This window comes from Nocardioides sp., assembly GCF_029937575.1.
GTDB lineage: Bacteria > Actinomycetota > Actinomycetes > Propionibacteriales > Nocardioidaceae > Nocardioides.
This window is the reverse complement of record NZ_JAPYPS010000008.1, coordinates 41,959-61,545: the sequence shown is the minus strand read 5'-3', so window position 1 is coordinate 61,545 and position 19,587 is coordinate 41,959. Positions and strand designations below refer to the sequence as shown.

Genomic DNA, 19,587 nt, shown 5'->3' with positions numbered 1-19,587 from the left:
TGTCAGACTCGAATCCATGAGCACCTCGAGCCGCCCGTCCTCCACCCGCACCGCCCTCGCCGCCGCTGGAGGCGGCGTCGTCCTGCTCGCCGCGGTGGTCGGCTTCGCCGTGGGACTCCCCGAGGTCGCCGGTGCCGAAGACGCCGAGGGTGGTCAGGGACCCGGCGTCGAGGCGCTCGCACCGCTCCCCGAGTCCCTGCCGGGAGACCTGGTCTCGCTGACCAGCCCGGAGATGCCCGCCGAGATCGTCGAGCAGTCCGGTGGTGCCGAGGCGCTGGCCGACATCGTGGACTCGGGCGCGGCCAACGTCGCCGAGCTGTACGGCGAGCCCTCGGCCTTCGGCATCTACGGCCGCACCGACGGCTCGGTCCTGGTGACGGTGACGGTCGGACCCGGCGAGCCCGGTCTGTTCGTGCCCGACGGCACGCCCATCTCGCCCGAGGTGCAGGGCGTGGCGCGCTCGACCCTGGACTTCGTGGAGACCGACAACGGCGTCTGCTCGGTCATCTATGCCCAGCCGGTCGCAGCCGGTCAGGCGGCGGACCCGGCTGAGCTGCCCCAGCGCGTCCATTGCCAGTCCGGTGCCGACGGGCTGCTGTACGACGTCACGTCGCAGGGCCTGACCATCGACGAGACCGTCGAGGCCGTCGACACGCTGCTGGAGGTCGAGGAGGGCTGAGCCTCCCACGGCCCGGTCGGGGCGTCGCGGTCACGAGCGGTAGACGACGACCCTGTCGCCGACCTGGACCTGGTCGAACAGCGCGGCCACGGCGTCGTAGTCGCGCACGTTGACGCAGCCGTGCGACGCGCCGTTGTAGCCGACCGAGGCGAAGTCGGACGAGTAGTGCACCGCCTGGCCGCCGGAGAAGAACATCGCGAACGGCATGGGGCTGCCGTAGAGCGACGAGACGTGGTCGCGACTCTTGAAGCTCACCGAGAACACACCTTCACGGGTCGGGGTGTACTCCGCGCCGAACCGGACGTCGACGGTCGTGCGGACGGTGCCGCCGACGACCCAGCGCAGCGTCCGGCTGGACTTGTCGATGCACAGCACGCGCCCTGTCGAGCAGCGCGCGTCGAGTGCGCCGGGGACGTTGGCCCCTGGAGCCGTGTCGAGGCGGTTGGCGAGCTCGTCGGCGGTGGGCTCCGTCGTCATCGCCACGAGCCGGTCCATCGTCTCCTGGTCCACGTAGCCGGTCACCGGGATCTCCCGCTTGGCCTGAAAGCCGGAGACGGCCTCCGCCGTGACGTCGCCGAAGAGGCCCGTCACGTCGGTGTTGAACCACTGGATCTGACGCAGGCGGGCCTGCAAGGACCGCACGTCCGGACCACGGTCCCCGGGGGAGAGCAGGGCGGGTCCGCCCCGCGGCTCCGGCTCAGGAGTGGGTGTCGCAGCGGGAGAGGGGGTCGGTGCCGGTGTGGGGTCGACCGTGGGCTCTGGGCCGGGTGTCGCCGTCGCAGGGCGCCCGGGCTTCTCGGCGGACTCCCCGCCGGGGCTGCTCGGGGCGGCCTCGGGCTCGATGCCGGCGGCCCGCTGGGTGGCCTCGCGCATCCCGTTGACGTCGAGGGCGTACCCCATCGCGACGCCGGCGACGGCGAGCAGGGCGGCGACCACGAGGGTCACCGTGAGGCGGCGGACGAGACGCATGATGGGCAGCTCCTGAACGGTGTGACGCGTGTGGCTGATGATGCCAGTGGTGCGTCGGGAAATCGGCTAACAGTGAGGAGACGCACCGGAGCGCGGATTGGTTGCAGATCGGTGGGGCCCTCGCCGGGAGACGTCTGGCCGCCTGCACATAGGCTCGGCCGCGTGCCCCGTGCAGACCTCGACAAGCAGCCGACCGACGTCCAAGGCATGTTCGACGCGGTCGCGCGTCGCTACGACATCACCAACGACATCCTGTCCCTGGGGCAGGACCGCCGGTGGCGCCACGACGTGATCGAGGCCGTCGACCCGCAGTACGGCGAGCGCGTGCTCGATCTGGCGGCCGGCACCGGCACGTCGAGCCAGCCCTTCGACGACCGTGGCGCCGTGGTGGTGCCGTGCGACTTCTCCATCGGGATGCTGCGGGTGGGCAAGCAGGCGCGCCCGCACCTGCCCTTCACCGCCGGCGACGGCACCCGGCTGCCCTTCGCCGACGCCACCTTCGACGCGGTCACGATCTCCTTCGGCCTGCGCAACATCGTCGACCCGCTGGCCGGGCTGCGCGAGCTGCGCCGGGTGACCCGGCCCGGGGGGCGTCTCGTCGTGTGCGAGTTCAGCCAGCCGACGTGGGGGCCGTTCCGCACGGTCTACCTCGAGTACCTCATGAAGGCGCTGCCGTCGGTGGCGCGCGCGGTCTCCTCCGCGCCGGACGCCTACGTCTACCTCGCCGAGTCGATCCGGGCCTGGCCGGACCAGCACGGGCTGGCCGCCCTCATCGGTGAGGCCGGTTGGGAGCGCCCCGAGTGGCGCAACCTCACGGGTGGCATCGTCGCCCTGCATCGCGCCACCGCGTCCTGACCTGTGCGCCACCGTGCGCGCGCGGCGCACGGTGGTAATTACACAACGTCATCGTGTGCTAAATGCCCAGGTGAGACGCCGTTTGCGAGGGTCGAACCCGGGTGTGACGCGGGCCGCGGGGAGTGGCAGTATGACGCGTGCGCCACTCGTGATTCAGTTCACAAAGCCACAAAGAGTCACCGCCGGGTGACGACCGACGGCTGGGTCGCAGGGTGCGTCGGACCTGCGGAAGGAACCCTGATGGAGCTCTACACCCCCGTACTCGCCCTCGCTGGGCTGGCCGCGCTCTTCGCGATCGGCTCCATCGTGACCAGCATGGTGGTCGGGCCAAGCCGCTACAACCGGGCCAAGGTCGACAGCTACGAGTGCGGCATCGAGCCGACGCCGCAACCACTGGGCGGGGGCCGCTTCCCGGTGAAGTACTACACGGTGGCGATGACGTTCATCATCTTCGACGTCGAGATCATGTTCCTCGTGCCGTGGGCCGTGCACTTCGACCAGCTCTCGTGGGCGGGCCTGATCGCGGTGTTCCTGTTCCTGTTCAACATCACCCTCGCCTACGCCTACGAGTGGCGTCGCGGTGGCCTCGACTGGGACTGACGGGGCGTTCACCACCACGTCCCGCCACCCCAGAGACAGCACGAGCTAAGGAAGACAGCATGGGTATCGAAGAGAAGCTCCCCAGCGGCGTCCTGCTGACCTCGGTCGAGGGCCTCGCCGGCTACATGCGCAAGGCCTCCTTCTGGCCGGCGACGTTCGGCCTGGCCTGCTGCGCGATCGAGATGATGACGTCGGGTGGACCCAAGTACGACCTGGCGCGCTTCGGCATGGAGGTCTTCCGCGCGAGCCCGCGCCAGGCCGACCTGATGATCGTGGCCGGTCGGGTGAGCCAGAAGATGGCCCCGGTCCTGCGCCAGATCTACGACCAGATGGCCGAGCCCAAGTGGGTGCTCGCGATGGGCGTGTGCGCCAGCAGCGGCGGCATGTTCAACAACTACGCCGTGGTGCAGGGCGTCGACCACGTCGTGCCCGTCGACATGTACCTCCCCGGCTGCCCGCCGCGCCCCGAGATGCTGATCGACGCGATCCTCAAGCTGCACGACCAGGTCCAGCACACCAAGTTCGGCGCCAACCGCCAGGCTCAGATCGTCGACCTGGAGAACGAGGCCCTGCGCGCCCTGCCGACGTCCGAGCAGCGAGGACTCCTGAGATGAGCGACGAGGACAAGACCACCGGCCCCGACCAGGTGCCCGTGAGCACCGATCCCGAGGTCAAGATCGTCGGCACCCGCACCGGCATGTTCGGTGCCCACGGCACCGGCGACACCAGCGGCTTCGGCGGACTCGTCGCCCCGATCGTCTACCCCGGTGCGGCCGAGCGTCCCTTCGGGGGCTGGTACGACGAGGTCGCCGACGCCCTCGAGCCGGCCTTCACCGCACCGTGGAGCGTGGTGGTCCACCGCAAGGAGATCACCTTCCACGTCCGTCGTGAGGACCTCCTCGCGGTGATGAAGCTGCTGCGCGACGACCCCAAGCTCCGCTTCGAGCTCTGCACGGGCGTCAGCGGGGTGCACTACCCCGAGGACACCGGCGCCGAGCTGCACGCGGTCTACCACCTGCTCTCGATGACCCACAACCGTCGGATCCGGGTCGAGGTCTCCGTGCCCGACTCCGACCCGCACCTTCCGTCGACGATCGCGACGTACCCGACCAACGACTGGCACGAGCGCGAGACCTACGACATGTTCGGCCTGATCTTCGACGGTCACCCGGGTCTGACCCGGATCCTGATGCCGGACGACTGGCCCGGCCACCCGCAGCGCAAGGACTACCCGCTCGGCGGCATCCCGGTCGAGTACAAGGGCGGCACGATTCCGCCGCCCGACGAGCGACGGAGCTACCACTGACATGAGCGAGACAGACGACATCTACGCCGGCAGCACGGAGACCACCGACGGCAAGGTCTTCACCGTCAGCGGGCGCGACTGGGACGACATCGTGGAGGGCCTGGCCGGCGCTGACGGCGTCGAGGAGCGGGTCGTGGTCAACATGGGCCCGCAGCACCCCTCCACGCACGGCGTCCTGCGCCTGATCCTCGAGATCGACGGTGAGACGGTCACCGAGGCCCGCTGCGGCATCGGGTACCTGCACACCGGCATCGAGAAGAACATGGAGTTCCGGTCCTGGGTGCAGGGCACGACCTTCGTGACCCGGATGGACTACCTGTCCCCGTTCTTCAACGAGGCGACCTACTGCCTCGGCGTGGAGCGTCTCCTCGACATCGAGGACGACGTCCCGGAGAAGGCCAACGTGATGCGAGTGCTCCTGATGGAGCTCAACCGCCTCTCGTCCCACCTGGTCTGCATCGCCACGGGCGGCATGGAGATCGGCGCCCTGACGGTGATGACGATCGGCTTCCGCGAGCGCGAGCTGGTCCTCGACCTCTTCGAGCTGATCACCGGTCTGCGGATGAACCACGCGTTCATCCGTCCCGGTGGCGTCGCCCAGGACCTCCCGGTCGGGGCGCTCGACGAGATCCGCGCCTTCATCGCCCTGATGAAGAAGCGCCTGCCCGAGTACGCCGCGCTCTGCAACGCCAACCCGATCTTCAAGGGTCGCCTCGAGGGCGTGGGTCACCTCGACCTCGCCGGCTGCCTGGCGCTCGGGATGACCGGACCGGTGGTCCGCTCGACCGGCTACCCCTGGGACCTGCGCAAGTCCGAGCCCTACTGCGGCTATGAGGACTACGACTTCGACGTGCAGACCTGGGACACGTCCGACTCCTACGGGCGCTTCCGCGTCCGGCTCAACGAGATGTGGGAGTCGCTGCGGATCATCGAGCAGGCCGCCGACCGGTTGGCCGGCCTCGAGGGTGCGCCGGTCATGGTCGCCGACAAGAAGGTCGCCTGGCCCAGCCAGCTGTCGATCGGCAGCGACGGCATGGGCAACTCCCTCGACCACATCCGCCACATCATGGGGGAGTCGATGGAGGGCCTGATCCACCACTTCAAGCTCGTCACCGAGGGCTTCCGGGTGCCGCCCGGGCAGGCCTACGTCCCGGTCGAGTCCCCGCGCGGCGAGCTCGGCGCCCACGTGGTCTCCGACGGCGGCACGCGCCCCTTCCGGACTCACTTCCGCGATCCGTCCTTCACCAACCTGCAGGCGACCAGCGTGATGAGCGAGGGCGGCCAGGTGGCCGACGTCATCGTCGCGATCGCCTCCATCGACCCCGTCATGGGGGGAGTCGACCGATGAATCACCCCACTCGATTCTTCGTCCGCCTCGCTCCGCTCGGGAGCGTAACAATCGTGAGGGGACCCCGATGAGCCTGACCACCGAGACCCGCGCCGAGCTCGAGCAGATCGCGGCGCGCTACCCGCAGAAGCGCTCGGGACTGCTGCCGATGCTCCATCTCGTGCAGTCCGTGGAGGGCAGGGTCACGCCCGAGGGCATCGAGACCTGCGCCGAGATCCTCGAGATCAGCCCGGCGGAGGTCAGTGGCGTGGCGACCTTCTACACGATGTACAAGCGCAAGCCGGTCGGCGACTACCACGTCGGGGTGTGCACGAACACGCTGTGCGCGGTGATGGGCGGTGACGAGATCTTCGCCAAGCTCAAGGACCACCTCGACGTCGGCAACGACGAGACCACCGAGGAGGAGCCGGGCAAGAAGTCGATCACCCTCGAGCACCTCGAGTGCAACGCGGCCTGCGACTACGCCCCGGTGATGATGGTCAACTGGGAGTTCATGGACAACCAGACGCCGGACTCGGCGGTCAAGGTGGTCGACGACCTCCGGGCCGGCAAGGAGGTCACCTCCACCCGAGGCCCTCGGATCTGCAGCTGGCGCGAGGCCGAGCGTGTGCTCGCCGGTTTCCCCGACGACCGCGTCGACGAGGGCCCGGCCGCCGGGGAGGCCTCGCTGCTCGGGCTGCGCATCGCCGCCGACCGGGGCTGGACGGCGCCGAGCGACAACGCGTCGGGCCGGACCGGCACCGAGCCCACCACCGCGGAGGGTGCTGTCGAGGAGGCGGACACCGCACGTGCCGAGACCGAGACCAAGCAGCAGGAGGCAGCCGATGAGTGACGTCGACACCCTCACTCCCGTCCTCACCAAGGACTGGGGCACCGACCGCAGCTGGACGCTCCCCGTCTACGAGTCCCGGGGCGGCTACGCCTCGCTCAAGAAGGCGCTGACGATGGCGCAGGACGACATCATCGCGGCCGTGAAGGACTCCGGCCTGCGGGGCCGCGGAGGCGCCGGGTTCCCGACCGGGATGAAGTGGTCCTTCATCCCGCAGGACAACCCGAAGCCGAAGTACCTCGTCGTCAACGCCGACGAGTCCGAGCCGGGCACCTGCAAGGACACCCCGCTCATGATGGCCTCGCCCCACGTCCTCGTGGAGGGCGTGATCATCTCGTCGTTCGCGATCCGGGCCAACACCGCCTTCATCTACATCCGCGGCGAGATCCTGCACGTCATCCGCCGCGTCCAGGCGGCGGTCGCGGAGGCCTACGCCGCCGGTCATCTCGGCACGAACATCCACGGCTCGGGCTACGACCTCGACATCGTCGTCCACGCCGGAGCCGGTGCCTACATCTGTGGTGAGGAGACCGCGCTGCTCGAGGGTCTCGAGGGCCGTCGGGGCCAGCCGCGGCTGCGGCCGCCGTTCCCAGCCGTCGCGGGTCTGTACGCCAGCCCCACGGTCATCAACAACGTCGAGTCGATCGCCTCGGTGCCCAGCATCATCGAGCACGGGGCCGAGTGGTTCGCCTCGATGGGCACCGAGAAGTCCAAGGGCTACGGCATCTTCTCGCTCTCGGGCCACGTCACCCGCCCGGGTCAGTACGAAGCGCCCCTCGGCATCACGCTGCGCGAGCTGATCGGCCTCTCCGGCGGGATGCGCGAGGGTCACCAGCTGAAGTTCTGGACGCCCGGCGGCTCCAGCACCCCGCTGCTGACCGACGAGCACCTGGACCTGCCCCTCGACTTCGAGGGCATGGCCGGCGCCGGCACGATGCTCGGCACCCGCGCCATCCAGCTGTTCGACGAGACCACCTGCGTGGTCCGTGCGGTCCTGCGCTGGACGGAGTTCTACAAGCACGAGTCCTGTGGCAAGTGCACGCCGTGCCGTGAGGGCACGTGGTGGCTGGTCCAGACCCTGGCCGCGATCGAGCGGGGCGAGGGCTCCGAGGCCGATCTCGACCTGCTGCTCGACCAGTGCGAGAACATCCTGGGGCGCTCCTTCTGTGCCCTCGGAGACGGCGCGACCAGCCCGATCTCCAGCTCCATCCAGTACTTCCGAGACGAGTACGTCGCCCACCTCACCCACGGCGGTTGTCCCCTCGACCCCGCCGCCTCGACCGTGTGGGGCTCGTCCCTCACCCGTTCCGGAGCGTGACACCCATGACCACCACTCCCGAGAAGGCCGGCACCCAGGGCGCCGTCGAGACCGTCAGCGTCACCATCGACGGCGTCCAGGTCGACGTACCCAAGGACACGCTGGTGATCCGGGCCGCCGAGCAGATCGGCGTCCAGATCCCGCGGTTCTGCGACCACCCGCTGCTGGCCCCCGCCGGCGCGTGTCGTCAGTGCCTGGTCGAGGTGCCAGACGCGGGCAACGGGCGCGGTTTCCCCAAGCCGCAGGCCTCGTGCACGCTGCCCGTCGCCGACGGCATGGTGGTCAACACCCAGGCCACCAGCGAGTCCGCCGACAAGGCCCAGCAGGGCGTGATGGAGTTCCTGCTGATCAACCACCCGCTCGACTGCCCGGTCTGCGACAAGGGCGGCGAGTGCCCTCTGCAGAACCAGGCGATGAGCAACGGGCGCGGCGAGTCCCGCTTCGTGGGCTCGGGGTCGGGCGGCGTCAAGCGCACCTTCCCCAAGCCGATCAACCTCTCTCCACAGGTGCTCCTGGACCGCGAGCGCTGCATCGTGTGCCAGCGCTGCACGCGCTTCGCAGAGGAGATCCCCGGCGACCCGTTCATCGCTCTGGTCGAGCGTGGCGCCCAGCAGCAGATCGGCATCGCGGAGAACGCTCCGTTCTTGTCCTACTTCGCCGGCAACACGATCCAGATCTGCCCGGTCGGTGCGCTGACGTCGGAGTCCTACCGGTTCCGCTCGCGCCCCTTCGACCTGGTCAGCACCCCGGCCGTGGCCGAGCACGACGCGTGCGGCTCGGCGATCCGCGTCGACCACCGTCGCGGCAAGGTGATGCGCCGTCTCGCGGGCAACGACCCCGAGGTCAACGAGGAGTGGATCACCGACAAGGACCGCTTCGCCTTCACCTACGCCACCGAGCCCGACCGCCTGACCTACCCCCAGGTGCGTGACGCCGGCGGTGCCCTGCGGCCCGCGTCGTGGCCCGAGGCCTTCTCGGTCGCAGCGCGCGGCCTGGCCGACGCCCGCGCCGCCGGCGGAGTCGGGGTCCTCACCGGGGGACGACTCACCGGGGAGGACGCCTACGCCTACTCCAAGTTCGCTCGCGTCGCCCTCGGCACCAACGACATCGACTTCCGAGCCCGGCCGCACTCCGCCGAGGAGGCCGACTTCCTGGCCGCCCACGTCGTGGCCACCGGTCCCGACGGACCGGCCGGCGGCAGTGTGACGTACGGCGACCTCGAGAGCGCCGCCACCGTCGTGCTCGTCGGCTTCGAGCCCGAGGACGAGGCAGGCGCGATCTTCCTGCGCCTGCGCAAGGCGGCCCTGCACAGCGGCACCCGCGTCCTGTCGATCGCGCCCTTCACCACGCGCGGCCTGAGCAAGATGCACGGCACGCTGATCCCCACGGCGCCCGGCGACGAGCCCGGCGCCATCTCCTCGCTGCTCGGTCACGCCGAGCACGGCGTCGACGCCACCTCGGTGATCCTCGTCGGTGAGCGCCTGGCGACGGTGCCCGGCGCCTTCAGTGCCGTGGCCGACCTCGTCGCCAAGTCGGGTGCCCGGGTCGCCTGGGTGCCGCGCCGGGCCGGTGACCGCGGAGCCCTCGAGACCGGTTGCCTCCCGACGCTGCTCCCCGGTGGCCGCCCGGTCGCCGACGCCCAGGCCCGCGTCGACGCCGCCACCGCGTGGGGCGTCGACTCGCTGCCCGAGAAGGCAGGGCGCGACGGTGACGCCATCGTCGCCGCCCTCGGCGCCGGAGAGCTCGCCGGCCTCGTGATCGGCGGGGTCGACCCCGCCGACACCGCCGACCCCGCGGCGACCACGGCTGCCATCGAGCGCGCCCGGTTCGTGGTCGCCCTCGACGTCCGTGCCAGCGACGTCACCCGCGCCGCCGACGTGGTCTTCCCGGTGGCACCGGTCGTGGACAAGGCCGGCACCTACGTCAACTGGGAGGGGCGACCGCGGCCGTTCGAGGCCGTCCTCGGCGCGCCGTCGTCCCTGCCCGACCTCCGGGTCCTCGCCGGCATCGCCGAGGAGCTCGGCGCCACGCTCGGCTTCCGGACCGTGGCCGAGGTGTGGTCGCAGATGGAGGACATCGGCCCCTGGGACGGCGCCCGGGCCACGATGACCCCGGTCTCCGCCCCGACGAAGGACCCGCTGGGCGACCCGGCCGAGGGCCTGCTGCTCTCGACCTGGAAGCAGCTGCTCGACCAGGGCACGATGCAGGCCGGTGACAAGCACCTGGCCGCCACTGCCCGCCCGGCCGTGGCCAAGGTCGGACGCACGGTCTACGACGCCCTCGGTCCCACGGTCACCCTGACCGGCGAGCGGGGCTCCGTCACGCTGCCGGCCGAGCCCGTCGACGACATGGTCGACGGTGTCGTGTGGGTGCCGAGCAACTCCAGCGGGCTCGGCCTGCTGACCGACCTCGCACCGCCGGGTGCTCGGCTCACGATCTCCGGAGGGGACGCCTGATGGACACCGTCGCAGGCTTCGGCACCGACCCGTGGTGGGTCATCCTGCTCAAGGCAGCGCTGATCTTCGTGATCCTGGTGCTGCTCACGCTCTTCAACATCTGGTGGGAGCGCCGCGTCGTGGCGCGGATGCAGCACCGCATCGGCCCCAACCGCAACGGCCCCTTCGGCCTGCTGCAGTCCCTGGCCGACGGCGCGAAGCTGATGTTCAAGGAGGACCTCACGCCGAAGGCCGCCGACAAGCTGGTGTTCGTCCTCGCGCCGGTCCTCGCCGTCATCCCGGCCTTCGTGACCTTCTCGGTGATCCCCTTCGGGCCCGAGGTGACGATCCCGTTCACCGACACCCGCACCCAGCTCCAGCTGACCGACATGCCCGTGGCCGTGCTGTTCGTGATGGCCGTCGCCTCGATCGGCATCTACGGCATCGTCCTCGGGGGCTGGTCGAGCGGCTCGACGTACTCGCTGCTCGGCGGACTGCGCTCGAGCGCCCAGATGATCTCCTACGAGGTCGCGATGGGCCTGGCCCTGATCGCGGTCTTCCTCTACGCCGGGTCGCTGTCGACCTCGGAGATCGTCGCCGCCCAGGACGACCTCTGGTTCGGACTGATCCTGCTCCCGTCGTTCGTCATCTACGTGATCTCGATGGTCGGAGAGGTCAACCGGGCCCCCTTCGACCTCCCCGAGGCCGAGGGCGAGCTGGTCGGCGGCTTCCACACCGAGTACTCCTCGATCAAGTTCGCGCTGTTCTTCCTCGCCGAGTACATCAACATGGCGACCGTCTCGGCGCTCGCCACGACGTTGTTCCTCGGCGGCTGGACGGCACCCTTCTGGATCGACGAGCTCTGGGCCGGCGCCAACGAGGGCTACGTCCCGGTGATCTGGTTCTTCGCCAAGATGCTCACCTTCATCTTCTTCTTCATCTGGCTGCGCGGGTCGCTGCCCCGGATGCGCTACGACCAGTTCATGAACCTCGGCTGGAAGTGGCTCATCCCGATCTCGCTGGCCTGGATCGTCGCCGTCGCCACGCTCCGGCTCGCCCGCACCGAGGGCTGGTTCGCCTCCGACAACGTGCCGATCATCATCGGAGTCGTCCTGGTCGCGTTCCTCGCGCTGTTCTTCATCGGGGGCGACGGCGAGCAGGACGACGAGCCCCAGGCCGTCGGCGGTGACGCCGCGGCCGGGCTGCCCGGCGCCTACCCGACCCCGCCGATGCCCGCCGGCGGCGCCGTGCGCGGCTCCGCCGAGCCGGTCTCCTTCGAGCGATCGACCCCCATGTCCACCGTGTCAGGAGAGGACACCTGATGGCCGAGCCCAAGAGCTTCAAGGAACAGTTCATCGACCCGGTCGCCGGGTTCGGGGTGACGTTCCGGACGATGTTCAAGAAGGTCGTCACCGAGCAGTACCCCGACGAGAAGTTCGCCACCGCGCCACGCTTCCACGGCCGACACCAGCTCAACCGCTGGCCCGACGGCCTGGAGAAGTGCGTGGGCTGTGAGCTGTGCGCGTGGGCCTGCCCGGCCGACGCGATCTACGTCGAGGGCGACAGCAACTCCGACGGACCCGACGGCGAACGGTTCAGCCCGGGCGAGCGCTACGGCCGCGTCTACCAGATCAACTACCTGCGCTGCATCCTGTGCGGGCTGTGCATCGAGGCCTGCCCCACGCGAGCGCTGACGATGACCAACGAGTACGAGCTGGCCGACAACAACCGAGCCGACCTCATCTACGAGAAGTCCGACCTGCTGGCGCCGCTGCTGCCCGGCATGGAGCAGCCGCCGCACCCGATGCGGCTCGGCGACGACGAGGGCGCCTACTACCGCAACACCTACGCGGCCCCGGCCCCGACTGCTGCCGGCGGCGAGGAGGGAGGTCCCGCATGATCGCCTTCTGGAGCCTGGCTCCGATCATGGTGCTGGCTGCGCTGGGACTGCTCGTCGTCCGCAAGGCCGTGCACGCCGCCCTGCTGCTGGCCGTGGTGATGATGTCGCTCGCCGTGCAGTACGCCGCCCTGGACGCACCGTTCCTGTTCGTGGTCCAGATCATCGTCTACACCGGCGCCATCCTGATGCTCTTCCTCTTCGTCGTCATGCTCGTCGGGGTCGACGCCTCCGACTCGGTCGTCGAGACGATCAAGGGACAACGGGTGATGGCGATCGGCACCGGACTGCTGGTCGGTCTCGTGCTCGTCGTCGGGATGGGCCAGCTCACCCTCGGGACCGCCACCGGCCTCGACGAGGCCAACGCCGGCGGCAACATCGAGGCACTGGCCGACCTGATCTTCTCGCGCTACGTGGTGATCTTCGAGGTCACCGCGGCCCTGCTGATCACTGCCGCGCTGGGCGCGATGGTGCTCGCGCACCGTGAGCGGTTGACGCCCAAGCTGAGCCAGGCCGAGATGGCCGCCAAGCGGGTGCGTGACTACGCCGAGAAGGGCACCCACCTGGGGCCGCTGCCGGCACCCGGCGTCTATGCCCGGCACAACGCGGTCGACACGCCGGCGCTGCTGCCCGACGGCACCGCCGCCGAGGACTCGATCTCACGCGTGCTCTCGGCGCGAGGCACGGTCCGCTCGGCGCCCGCGATGGCCGACGACATCGAGGAGCTCAAGCGCCAGCTGGGCCTCGACGAGCACGGACGGGAGCAGGACCAGTGACCGAGTACGTCGTACTGTCCGCGATCCTCTTCACCATCGGCGCCACCGGCGTGCTGGTGCGCCGCAACGCGATCGTGGTCTTCATGTGCGTCGAGCTGATGCTCAACGCGTCCAACCTGGCCCTGGTCGCCTTCGCCAAGCAGCACGGCAACCTCGAGGGGCAGGTCGCGGCCTTCTTCGTCATGGTCGTCGCCGCGGCCGAGGTCGTCGTGGGGCTGGCGATCATCATGACCATCTTCCGCACGCGACGCTCGGCCTCGGTCGACGACGCCAGCCTGTTGAAGTTCTGAGGTAGAGCGCCTGATGTACGTAATCGAGACCGGGGTCGTCCCGGTGGTGGCTCCCGAAAGCGCCGACGGCGTCTTCTCGCTGCTGTGGCTGATCATCGCCCTCCCGCTCGCGGGTGCCGCGATCCTGCTGCTCGGCGGCCGCTACACCGACCGGTGGGGCCACTGGCTCGGCACGGCGATGCCGATCGGCTCGTTCATCCTCTCCGTCGTGCTGCTCGTGCAGCTGCTCGGCCGCGACGAGGAGGAGCGCCAGATCGGGCAGCATCTCTACGACTGGATCCAGGTCGGCGGCCTGGACGTCGGCGCCGACCTGCTCTACGACCCGCTGGCCGCGCTCTTCCTGCTGCTCATCACCGGTGTCGGCTCCCTGATCCACGTCTACTCCATCGCCTACATGGAGCACGACGTACGACGTCGCCGGTTCTTCGGCTACCTCAACCTCTTCGTCGCCGCGATGCTGACCCTGATCCTGTCGGCCAACTACGTGGGTCTCTTCCTCGGCTGGGAGGGCGTCGGCCTGGCGTCCTACCTGTTGATCGGCTTCTGGCAGCACAAGGACTCCGCGGCCAAGGCCGCCAAGAAGGCCTTCGTGATCAACCGGGTCGGCGACATGGGCATGGCCACGGCGATCTTCCTGGCCTTCGTCACCTTCGGGACCACTGACTTCGCCGGCATCAGTGCCCTCGCCGACCAGGCGCCCGAGGGCACCATGACGGCCTTCGGCATCCTGCTGCTGGTCGGTGCATGCGGCAAGTCCGCCCAGGTGCCGCTTCAGGCGTGGCTGCTCGACGCCATGGAGGGCCCCACCCCGGTCTCCGCCCTCATCCACGCGGCCACCATGGTCACCGCGGGCGTCTACCTGATCGTCCGCTCCAACTTCGTCTTCGAGTACGCCCCGACGGCGCAGACCTGCGTGGTCGTGGTCGCGGTGGTCACGCTCCTGTGGGGTGCGGTGATCGGCTGCGCCAAGGACGACATCAAGAAGGCCCTGGCGGGCTCCACGATGAGCCAGATCGGCTACATGATGCTCGGCGCCGGCCTCGGCCCGGCCGGCTACGCGTTCGCGATCTTCCACCTGATCACCCACGGCTTCTTCAAGGCCAACATGTTCCTCGGAGCAGGCTCGGTGATGCACGCGATGGACGACGACGTCGACATGCGCCACTACGGCGTGCTCAACAAGGCGTTGCCGGTCACCTTCCTCACCTTCGCGATGGGCTACCTGGCCATCATCGGCTTCCCGGGCTTCTCCGGCTTCTGGTCGAAGGACAAGATCATCGAGGCCGCCCTGGCCGAGAACTGGCTGATCGGGATCGCGGCGATGATCGGGGCCGGCGTGACCGCCTTCTACATGACCCGTCTGATGGTGATGACCTTCTTCACCGAGAAGCGCTGGCGCAAGGACGTCCACCCCCACGAGTCCCCGGCCTTGATGACCGTGCCGCTCATCGTGCTGGCCGCGCTCTCGGTCCTCGGTGGCTTCCTGCTCCTGAACGGCTGGATCGTGCACTGGCTGGAGCCGGTGACCGGGCCGGAGCCCGAGCACGAGCTGCCGATCCCGGCGCTCGCCATCACCGCCCTGGTCACCCTCGTCGTCGCCATCGGCGTCGCCGTGGCGATCGTCCTGGTCCAGCGGCGCCCCGTGCCCGACACGCCTCCGACCGACGTCTCGCTCGTGGTCAAGGCCGCCCGCGCCGATCTGTACGGCGACGCGATCAACGACGGGCTCGTGGTCCAGCCCGGCCGCCGCCTGGTGACGGGGCTCTTCGCCTTCGACCGGCACGGTGCCGACGGCGCCTTCATGGGCGGTGGTGGCGCGATCGCCGCCATCGGCGGTCAGCTCCGCAAGGTGCAGAACGGCTACGTCCGCTCCTACGCACTCTCCGTGCTCGTCGGCGTCCTCATCGTCGCCGTCGCGATGCTGGCGGTGAACCTGTGATGATGCCCCACGCCGTTCTCCGTCTCCTCCGCTTCGCTCCCCCGACAAACAACGCCGCGGGGACCCCGGGGTCCTCTGGAAGCCCGATCTTCACTCCGGAGGTTTCCCTGTGATGTTGACGACCCTCATCCTCGTGCCCCTCGTCGGGGCGCTCGTGATCGCCGCCCTCCCGGCGGCCAACGCCCGCGTAATCGCCCTCGGCGTCACCGCGGTCACTCTCGGACTCGGCATCGCCGTCGCGGTGATGTACGACGTCGACGGCGGCATGCAGCTGACCGAGCAGGTCTCCTGGATCGAGGCGTTCGGGGTGCACTACGCCCTCGGCGTCGACGGCCTCGGACTTCTCCTCGTGCTGCTGACCGTGGTCCTGGTCCCGATCGTGCTGGTCGCCGACTGGGACGCCGGCGACGAGAACCCGAAGGCCTTCTACGGCTGGGTGCTCGCCCTGGAGGCCCTGTCGCTGGCCGTCTTCCTGGCCACCGACGTCTTCCTCTTCTACGTCGTCTTCGAGGCCACGCTGATCCCCGCCTACTTCCTGGTGGGCGGCTTCGGTAAGGCCGGTCGCAGCGCGGCTGCGGTCAAGTTCCTGATGTTCCAGCTCGGCGGCGGTCTCGTGCTGCTCGCCTCGGTGATCGGCCTCTACGTCGTCTCCGCGCAGCAGGGCACGCCGTCGTACCTCCTCTCGGACCTGATGGCCCTGGACATCGGCACCGAGGCAGGCCGCTGGCTGTTCTTGGGGTTCTTCATCGCGTTCGCGATCAAGGCGCCGCTCTTCCCGGTGCACACGTGGCTGGCCGACACGACGGAGAAGGCGACGCCGGGCACCAGCGTCCTGCTGGTCTGCGTGCTCGACAAGATCGGCACGTTCGGGATGCTGCGGTTCTGCCTCGGGATCTTCCCCGAGGCCTCGCAGTGGGCCACGCCGGTCGTGGTGACCATCGCGGTCATCTCGATCATCTACGGCGCCCTGGTCGCGATCGGCCAGGACGACGTCCTGCGCCTGATCGGTCTGACGTCGCTGAGCCACTTCGGCTTCATCACCCTGGGCATCTTCGTCTTCAGCAGCCAGGGTGGGTCCGGAGCGATCCTCTACATGGTCAACCACGGACTCGGCACGGCCGCGCTGTTCCTGGTGGCCGGCTACCTGATCAAGCGCCGGGGCACCACGCTCATCTCCGAGATGGGCGGCATCGAGAAGGTCACGCCGGTCCTGGCCGGCCTGCTCCTCGTCGCCGGCCTGGCGACGCTCGGGCTGCCGGGCCTGAGCCCGTTCGTCTCGGAGTTCCTGGTGCTGCTCGCCGCGTTCGACTACGGGTGGTGGGTCGGTGCCTTCGCCGTCACGGGCATCGTGCTCGCCGCGATCTACGTCCTGTGGATGTACCAGCGCATCATGACCGGCCCGACGCCGCCCGAGGTCGAGGCGACCCCGGACGGCACCCTGCGCGAGATCGCCGCGGTCGCGCCGTTGATGGTCGCGCTAGTCTTCTTCGGCTTCTTCCCGAAGCCGCTGCTGGAGACGAGCAACCCCTACGTCGCCGACCTGATGATCCACGTCGGAGTCACCGACGACGAACCCACCGTCGCCCTGGCCGAGGAAGCGGGTCGCTGAGATGGACTTCATCAATCCCACCATCGAGTACGCCGAGCTCTCGCCGCTCCTGATCGTCATGGGCGTGGCCTGTCTCGGAGTCGTCGTCGAGGCATTCCTGCCGCGCGAGCGGCGTCACGTCGTGCAGAGCACCCTCGCCGGGGTCGGCGTGGCGGCGGCGCTGGGTGCCACGATCGCGGTCGGCCTCAACCTGGACCCTGCTGGCACTGACGGTGCCGGGCAGGGCCTCGTCGGTGCCGAGGGCTCGATCGTCGTCGACGGCCCCACGATCTACCTCTGGGGCCTGGTCCTCGTCTTCGCCCTGGGCGGAGTGGCACTCTTCGCCGAGCGACGGCTCGAGGCGGGCATCTCGGCCTTCGCCGGTCAGGCTGCCGCCGTCCCGGGCACCGACGCCGAGCGCGAGGCCTCCACCAAGGGCCTGGCGCACACCGAGGTCTACCCACTGCTGATGTTCGCGGTGGGCGGCATGCTCCTCTTCCCCGCCTCCGGGGACCTGCTCATGATGTTCGTCGCGCTCGAGGTGCTCTCGCTGCCGCTGTACCTGCTCTGCGGACTGGCACGACGTCGCCGCCTGCTGAGCCAGGAGGCGGCGATGAAGTACTTCCTTCTCGGCGCCTTCTCCTCCGGGTTCTTCCTCTACGGCATGGCGCTGGTCTACGGCTACGCCGGCTCGATGGACTTCGCGGCCATCAACGAGGCGGTCGTCAACGGCGCCGACAACGAGATCCTGCTGATGCTCGGCATCGCCCTGCTCTCGGTCGGACTGCTCTTCAAGGTCGGGGCGGTGCCCTTCCAGGCCTGGACCCCCGACGTCTACCAGGGCGCGCCGACCGCGGTGACCGCCTTCATGTCGGCGGGCACCAAGGTGGCCGCGTTCGGCGCCATGCTGCGGCTCTTCTACGTCGCCCTCGGCGCCGACCGCTGGGACTGGCAGCCGATGCTGTGGGTCGTCGCGATCCTCACGATGGTCGTCGGGGCGGTCGTCGCGATCGCCCAGACCGACGTGAAGCGGATGCTGGCCTACTCGGCCGTCGCCCACACCGGGTTCCTGATCACCGGTGTCCTGGGTCTGCAGTCGGCGGGCGAGCTGGCCGACGGCCAGGTCACCTCGCTGCAGGCGGTGCTGTTCTACCTGACGTCGTACGGCGTCGCCTCGCTCGGCGCGTTCGCCCTGGTGATGGTCGTGCGCGACGCGAACGGCGAGTCGTCGTCGTTCGTCCGCTGGACCGGCCTCGGCAAGCGCTCCCCGCTTGTCGCGGGACTGTTCGCCTTCTTCCTGCTCTCGATGGCGGGGATCCCGCTGACCGCCGGCTTCGTCGGCAAGTGGGCCGTCTTCACGGTAGCCATGTCCGCCGGGGCCTGGCCCGTCGTGCTGGTGGCGATCGCGTCGAGCATCGTCGCGGTCTACTTCTACGTGCGCTTCATCCGGCTGATGTTCTTCACCGACCCGGAGCCGGGAGCCGAGGTCGCCGAGGTGACGACGGCCTCGCCGCTCACCGGTCTGACCATCGCGGTGTGCGCAGCCGCGACGTTGTTCCTCGGGGTCGTACCCGGTCCGGTACTCGACCTGGCGGTGCATGCGGGAGACTTCATCAGGTGACGACGTCCACTGCCTCCGCGGTCCCCTCTCCGGGGGGCCCGGTCGACCTGGCGCTGCCCATCTCCGACGCCGGGCTCGCCCGCCGGCTCAGCGAGCGGATGGCCGACGTCGAGGAGGCACTCTTCGGGCACGCGGTGAGTCGCGCGCCGTACGTCACCCGGGCCGCCCAGCACCTGCTCTCCGCCGGCGGCAAGCGGTTCCGTCCGTTGCTCGTGCTGCTCGCTGCCGAGACCGGCACCGACCCCGACTCGGCCGACGTCGTCACCGCTGCCTGCGTCGTGGAGATCACCCACGTCGGCTCGCTCTACCACGACGACGTCATGGACGAGGCCGACCTGCGCCGCGGGGCCGACTCGGCCAACGCTCGCTGGGACAACCTGGTCGCGATCCTCACCGGTGACTTCCTCTTCGCGAAGTCGTCCGAGCTGACCGCGCTGCTCGGCGCCGACGCGGTGCGCATCCAGGCCGAGACCTTCACCCGGCTCGTCGAGGGACAGATCCTCGAGACCGTGAAGCCGGGTCCGGACGAGGATCCCCTCGCGCACTACCTCGACGTCGTGGCCGGCAAGACCGGCTCCCTGATCGCGACCTCGGCGCGCTACGGCGCTCGCTTCGGTGGCGCGACGCCCGAGGTCGAGGAGGCGCTCACGGCGTACGGCGAGATCGTGGGCACCGCCTTCCAGCTCTCCGACGACATCCTCGACATCGCCTCGGAGACCGAGGAGTCGGGCAAGACCCCGGGGACCGACCTGCGCGAAGGGGTCCCGACGCTGCCGGTGCTGATGGCCCTCGCCTCCGACGACCCGGGCGACGCGAGGCTGCACGAGCTGCTCGGCGCGCCGATCACCGACGAGGGCGAGGTCGCCGAAGCACTCGGACTGCTGCGGGCACATCCGGCGATGGCCGAGGCCCGGGCGTACGTCGTGGGGCAGGCCGCCGAGGCGAAGGCGCTGCTGGACGTCCTGCCGCAGGGCCCGGTGCGCGAGGCGCTGGAAGCCTTCGCCGACGTCGTGGCGGTTCGCTCCGCCTGACCCCGCGACGTCCGGTTACGGTGTGCCTGCGCGCCCGAGAGTGGCTCGCGGCCGGCGCGGTCCATGGCCACGGGGACGCAACGTTTGCCACCGTGACCTGTGGGCA

The 19,587-nt window shown here is 69.7% G+C and carries 18 protein-coding genes; 17 read left to right on the top strand and 1 reads right to left on the bottom strand.

Annotation, left to right across the window (positions count from 1 at the left end):
• Positions 1-16: 16 nt before the first annotated feature.
• Entirely contained in the window at positions 17-679 is a 663-nt protein-coding gene (locus tag Q1K33_RS04990; RefSeq protein ID WP_300401268.1) for a hypothetical protein, read from the top strand.
• 30 nt (positions 680-709) lie between these two features.
• Here Q1K33_RS04990 and Q1K33_RS04985 read toward each other — a convergent pair whose 3' ends face one another.
• Positions 710-1,648, bottom strand: coding sequence for a L,D-transpeptidase family protein (locus Q1K33_RS04985; protein ID WP_300401266.1), 939 nt, complete (start codon positions 1,646-1,648; stop codon positions 710-712).
• Positions 1,649-1,810: 162 nt separating this feature from the next.
• On the opposite strand from Q1K33_RS04985, the gene Q1K33_RS04980 reads away from it, so the two are divergent.
• From Q1K33_RS04980 to Q1K33_RS04905, 16 genes are all read left to right on the top strand, one after another.
• Positions 1,811-2,503, top strand: coding sequence for a demethylmenaquinone methyltransferase (locus tag Q1K33_RS04980; RefSeq protein ID WP_300401264.1), 693 nt, complete (start codon positions 1,811-1,813; stop codon positions 2,501-2,503).
• Positions 2,504-2,743: 240 nt separating this feature from the next.
• On the top strand, positions 2,744-3,103 hold the full coding sequence (locus Q1K33_RS04975) for an NADH-quinone oxidoreductase subunit A (protein WP_300401262.1): 360 nt from the start codon (positions 2,744-2,746) through the stop codon (positions 3,101-3,103).
• Positions 3,104-3,162: 59 nt separating this feature from the next.
• Positions 3,163-3,717 carry an NADH-quinone oxidoreductase subunit B gene (locus Q1K33_RS04970; protein ID WP_300401261.1) on the top strand — a complete coding sequence of 185 codons (555 nt, stop codon included), beginning with the start codon at positions 3,163-3,165 and terminating at the stop codon, positions 3,715-3,717.
• On the top strand, positions 3,714-4,409 hold the full coding sequence (locus tag Q1K33_RS04965) for an NADH-quinone oxidoreductase subunit C (protein WP_300401259.1): 696 nt from the start codon (positions 3,714-3,716) through the stop codon (positions 4,407-4,409). The genes Q1K33_RS04970 and Q1K33_RS04965 overlap by 4 nt, the downstream gene beginning before the upstream one ends.
• 1 nt (position 4,410) lies before the next feature.
• Positions 4,411-5,757 carry an NADH-quinone oxidoreductase subunit D gene (locus tag Q1K33_RS04960; protein WP_300401258.1) on the top strand — a complete coding sequence of 449 codons (1,347 nt, stop codon included), beginning with the start codon at positions 4,411-4,413 and terminating at the stop codon, positions 5,755-5,757.
• Positions 5,758-5,770: 13 nt separating this feature from the next.
• Positions 5,771-6,589, top strand: coding sequence for an NADH-quinone oxidoreductase subunit NuoE (gene nuoE / locus Q1K33_RS04955; protein WP_300401387.1), 819 nt, complete (start codon positions 5,771-5,773; stop codon positions 6,587-6,589).
• Positions 6,582-7,904 (top strand): NADH-quinone oxidoreductase subunit NuoF, encoded by a 1,323-nt coding sequence (nuoF, locus tag Q1K33_RS04950; protein WP_300401256.1) that lies wholly within the window; start codon positions 6,582-6,584, stop codon positions 7,902-7,904. The genes nuoE and nuoF overlap by 8 nt, the downstream gene beginning before the upstream one ends.
• A gap of 5 nt (positions 7,905-7,909) precedes the next feature.
• A complete protein-coding gene (locus Q1K33_RS04945) occupies positions 7,910-10,360 on the top strand; it encodes an NADH-quinone oxidoreductase subunit G (RefSeq protein ID WP_300401254.1) in 2,451 nt (816 codons plus the stop codon).
• Positions 10,360-11,661 carry an NADH-quinone oxidoreductase subunit NuoH gene (gene nuoH, locus Q1K33_RS04940; protein WP_300401252.1) on the top strand — a complete coding sequence of 434 codons (1,302 nt, stop codon included), beginning with the start codon at positions 10,360-10,362 and terminating at the stop codon, positions 11,659-11,661. Before Q1K33_RS04945 ends, nuoH begins: the two co-directional genes overlap by 1 nt.
• Entirely contained in the window at positions 11,661-12,239 is a 579-nt protein-coding gene (gene nuoI / locus Q1K33_RS04935; RefSeq protein WP_300401250.1) for an NADH-quinone oxidoreductase subunit NuoI, read from the top strand. The genes nuoH and nuoI overlap by 1 nt, the downstream gene beginning before the upstream one ends.
• A complete protein-coding gene (locus Q1K33_RS04930) occupies positions 12,236-13,012 on the top strand; it encodes an NADH-quinone oxidoreductase subunit J (protein ID WP_300401248.1) in 777 nt (258 codons plus the stop codon). Before nuoI ends, Q1K33_RS04930 begins: the two co-directional genes overlap by 4 nt.
• The gene (gene nuoK, locus Q1K33_RS04925) at positions 13,009-13,302 is read left to right on the top strand and encodes an NADH-quinone oxidoreductase subunit NuoK (RefSeq protein ID WP_300401246.1); all 294 of its coding nucleotides are present in this window, start codon (positions 13,009-13,011) and stop codon (positions 13,300-13,302) included. The genes Q1K33_RS04930 and nuoK overlap by 4 nt, the downstream gene beginning before the upstream one ends.
• 13 nt (positions 13,303-13,315) lie before the next feature.
• Positions 13,316-15,241 (top strand): NADH-quinone oxidoreductase subunit L, encoded by a 1,926-nt coding sequence (nuoL, locus tag Q1K33_RS04920; RefSeq protein ID WP_300401244.1) that lies wholly within the window; start codon positions 13,316-13,318, stop codon positions 15,239-15,241.
• A gap of 112 nt (positions 15,242-15,353) precedes the next feature.
• Positions 15,354-16,850: an NADH-quinone oxidoreductase subunit M gene (locus Q1K33_RS04915; RefSeq protein WP_300401242.1), complete on the top strand. Its 1,497-nt coding sequence runs from the start codon at positions 15,354-15,356 to the stop codon at positions 16,848-16,850.
• 1 nt (position 16,851) lies between these two features.
• Complete coding sequence (gene nuoN, locus Q1K33_RS04910) at positions 16,852-18,450, top strand: NADH-quinone oxidoreductase subunit NuoN (protein ID WP_300401240.1); 1,599 nt, start codon at positions 16,852-16,854, stop codon at positions 18,448-18,450.
• A gap of 98 nt (positions 18,451-18,548) precedes the next feature.
• Positions 18,549-19,481 (top strand): polyprenyl synthetase family protein, encoded by a 933-nt coding sequence (locus Q1K33_RS04905; RefSeq protein WP_300401385.1) that lies wholly within the window; start codon positions 18,549-18,551, stop codon positions 19,479-19,481.
• Positions 19,482-19,587 lie beyond the last annotated feature (106 nt).

What these genes read in the sequence shown, in the direction of transcription:
- nuoN (WP_300401240.1), top strand. Translation starts at nt 16,852, where the DNA reads ATGGACTTCATCAATCCCACCATCGAGTACGCCGAGCTCTCGCCGCTC.
- Q1K33_RS04915 (WP_300401242.1), top strand. Translation starts at nt 15,354, where the DNA reads ATGTTGACGACCCTCATCCTCGTGCCCCTCGTCGGGGCGCTCGTGATC.
- Q1K33_RS04975 (WP_300401262.1), top strand. Translation starts at nt 2,744, where the DNA reads ATGGAGCTCTACACCCCCGTACTCGCCCTCGCTGGGCTGGCCGCGCTC.
- nuoF (WP_300401256.1), top strand. Translation starts at nt 6,582, where the DNA reads ATGAGTGACGTCGACACCCTCACTCCCGTCCTCACCAAGGACTGGGGC.
- Q1K33_RS04930 (WP_300401248.1), top strand. Translation starts at nt 12,236, where the DNA reads ATGATCGCCTTCTGGAGCCTGGCTCCGATCATGGTGCTGGCTGCGCTG.
- Q1K33_RS04970 (WP_300401261.1), top strand. Translation starts at nt 3,163, where the DNA reads ATGGGTATCGAAGAGAAGCTCCCCAGCGGCGTCCTGCTGACCTCGGTC.
- Q1K33_RS04960 (WP_300401258.1), top strand. Translation starts at nt 4,411, where the DNA reads ATGAGCGAGACAGACGACATCTACGCCGGCAGCACGGAGACCACCGAC.
- nuoI (WP_300401250.1), top strand. Translation starts at nt 11,661, where the DNA reads ATGGCCGAGCCCAAGAGCTTCAAGGAACAGTTCATCGACCCGGTCGCC.
- Q1K33_RS04945 (WP_300401254.1), top strand. Translation starts at nt 7,910, where the DNA reads ATGACCACCACTCCCGAGAAGGCCGGCACCCAGGGCGCCGTCGAGACC.
- Q1K33_RS04965 (WP_300401259.1), top strand. Translation starts at nt 3,714, where the DNA reads ATGAGCGACGAGGACAAGACCACCGGCCCCGACCAGGTGCCCGTGAGC.
- Q1K33_RS04905 (WP_300401385.1), top strand. Translation starts at nt 18,549, where the DNA reads ATGGCCGACGTCGAGGAGGCACTCTTCGGGCACGCGGTGAGTCGCGCG.
- Q1K33_RS04985 (WP_300401266.1), bottom strand. Translation starts at nt 1,648, where the DNA reads ATGCGTCTCGTCCGCCGCCTCACGGTGACCCTCGTGGTCGCCGCCCTG.
- Q1K33_RS04990 (WP_300401268.1), top strand. Translation starts at nt 17, where the DNA reads ATGAGCACCTCGAGCCGCCCGTCCTCCACCCGCACCGCCCTCGCCGCC.
- nuoL (WP_300401244.1), top strand. Translation starts at nt 13,316, where the DNA reads ATGTACGTAATCGAGACCGGGGTCGTCCCGGTGGTGGCTCCCGAAAGC.
- nuoH (WP_300401252.1), top strand. Translation starts at nt 10,360, where the DNA reads ATGGACACCGTCGCAGGCTTCGGCACCGACCCGTGGTGGGTCATCCTG.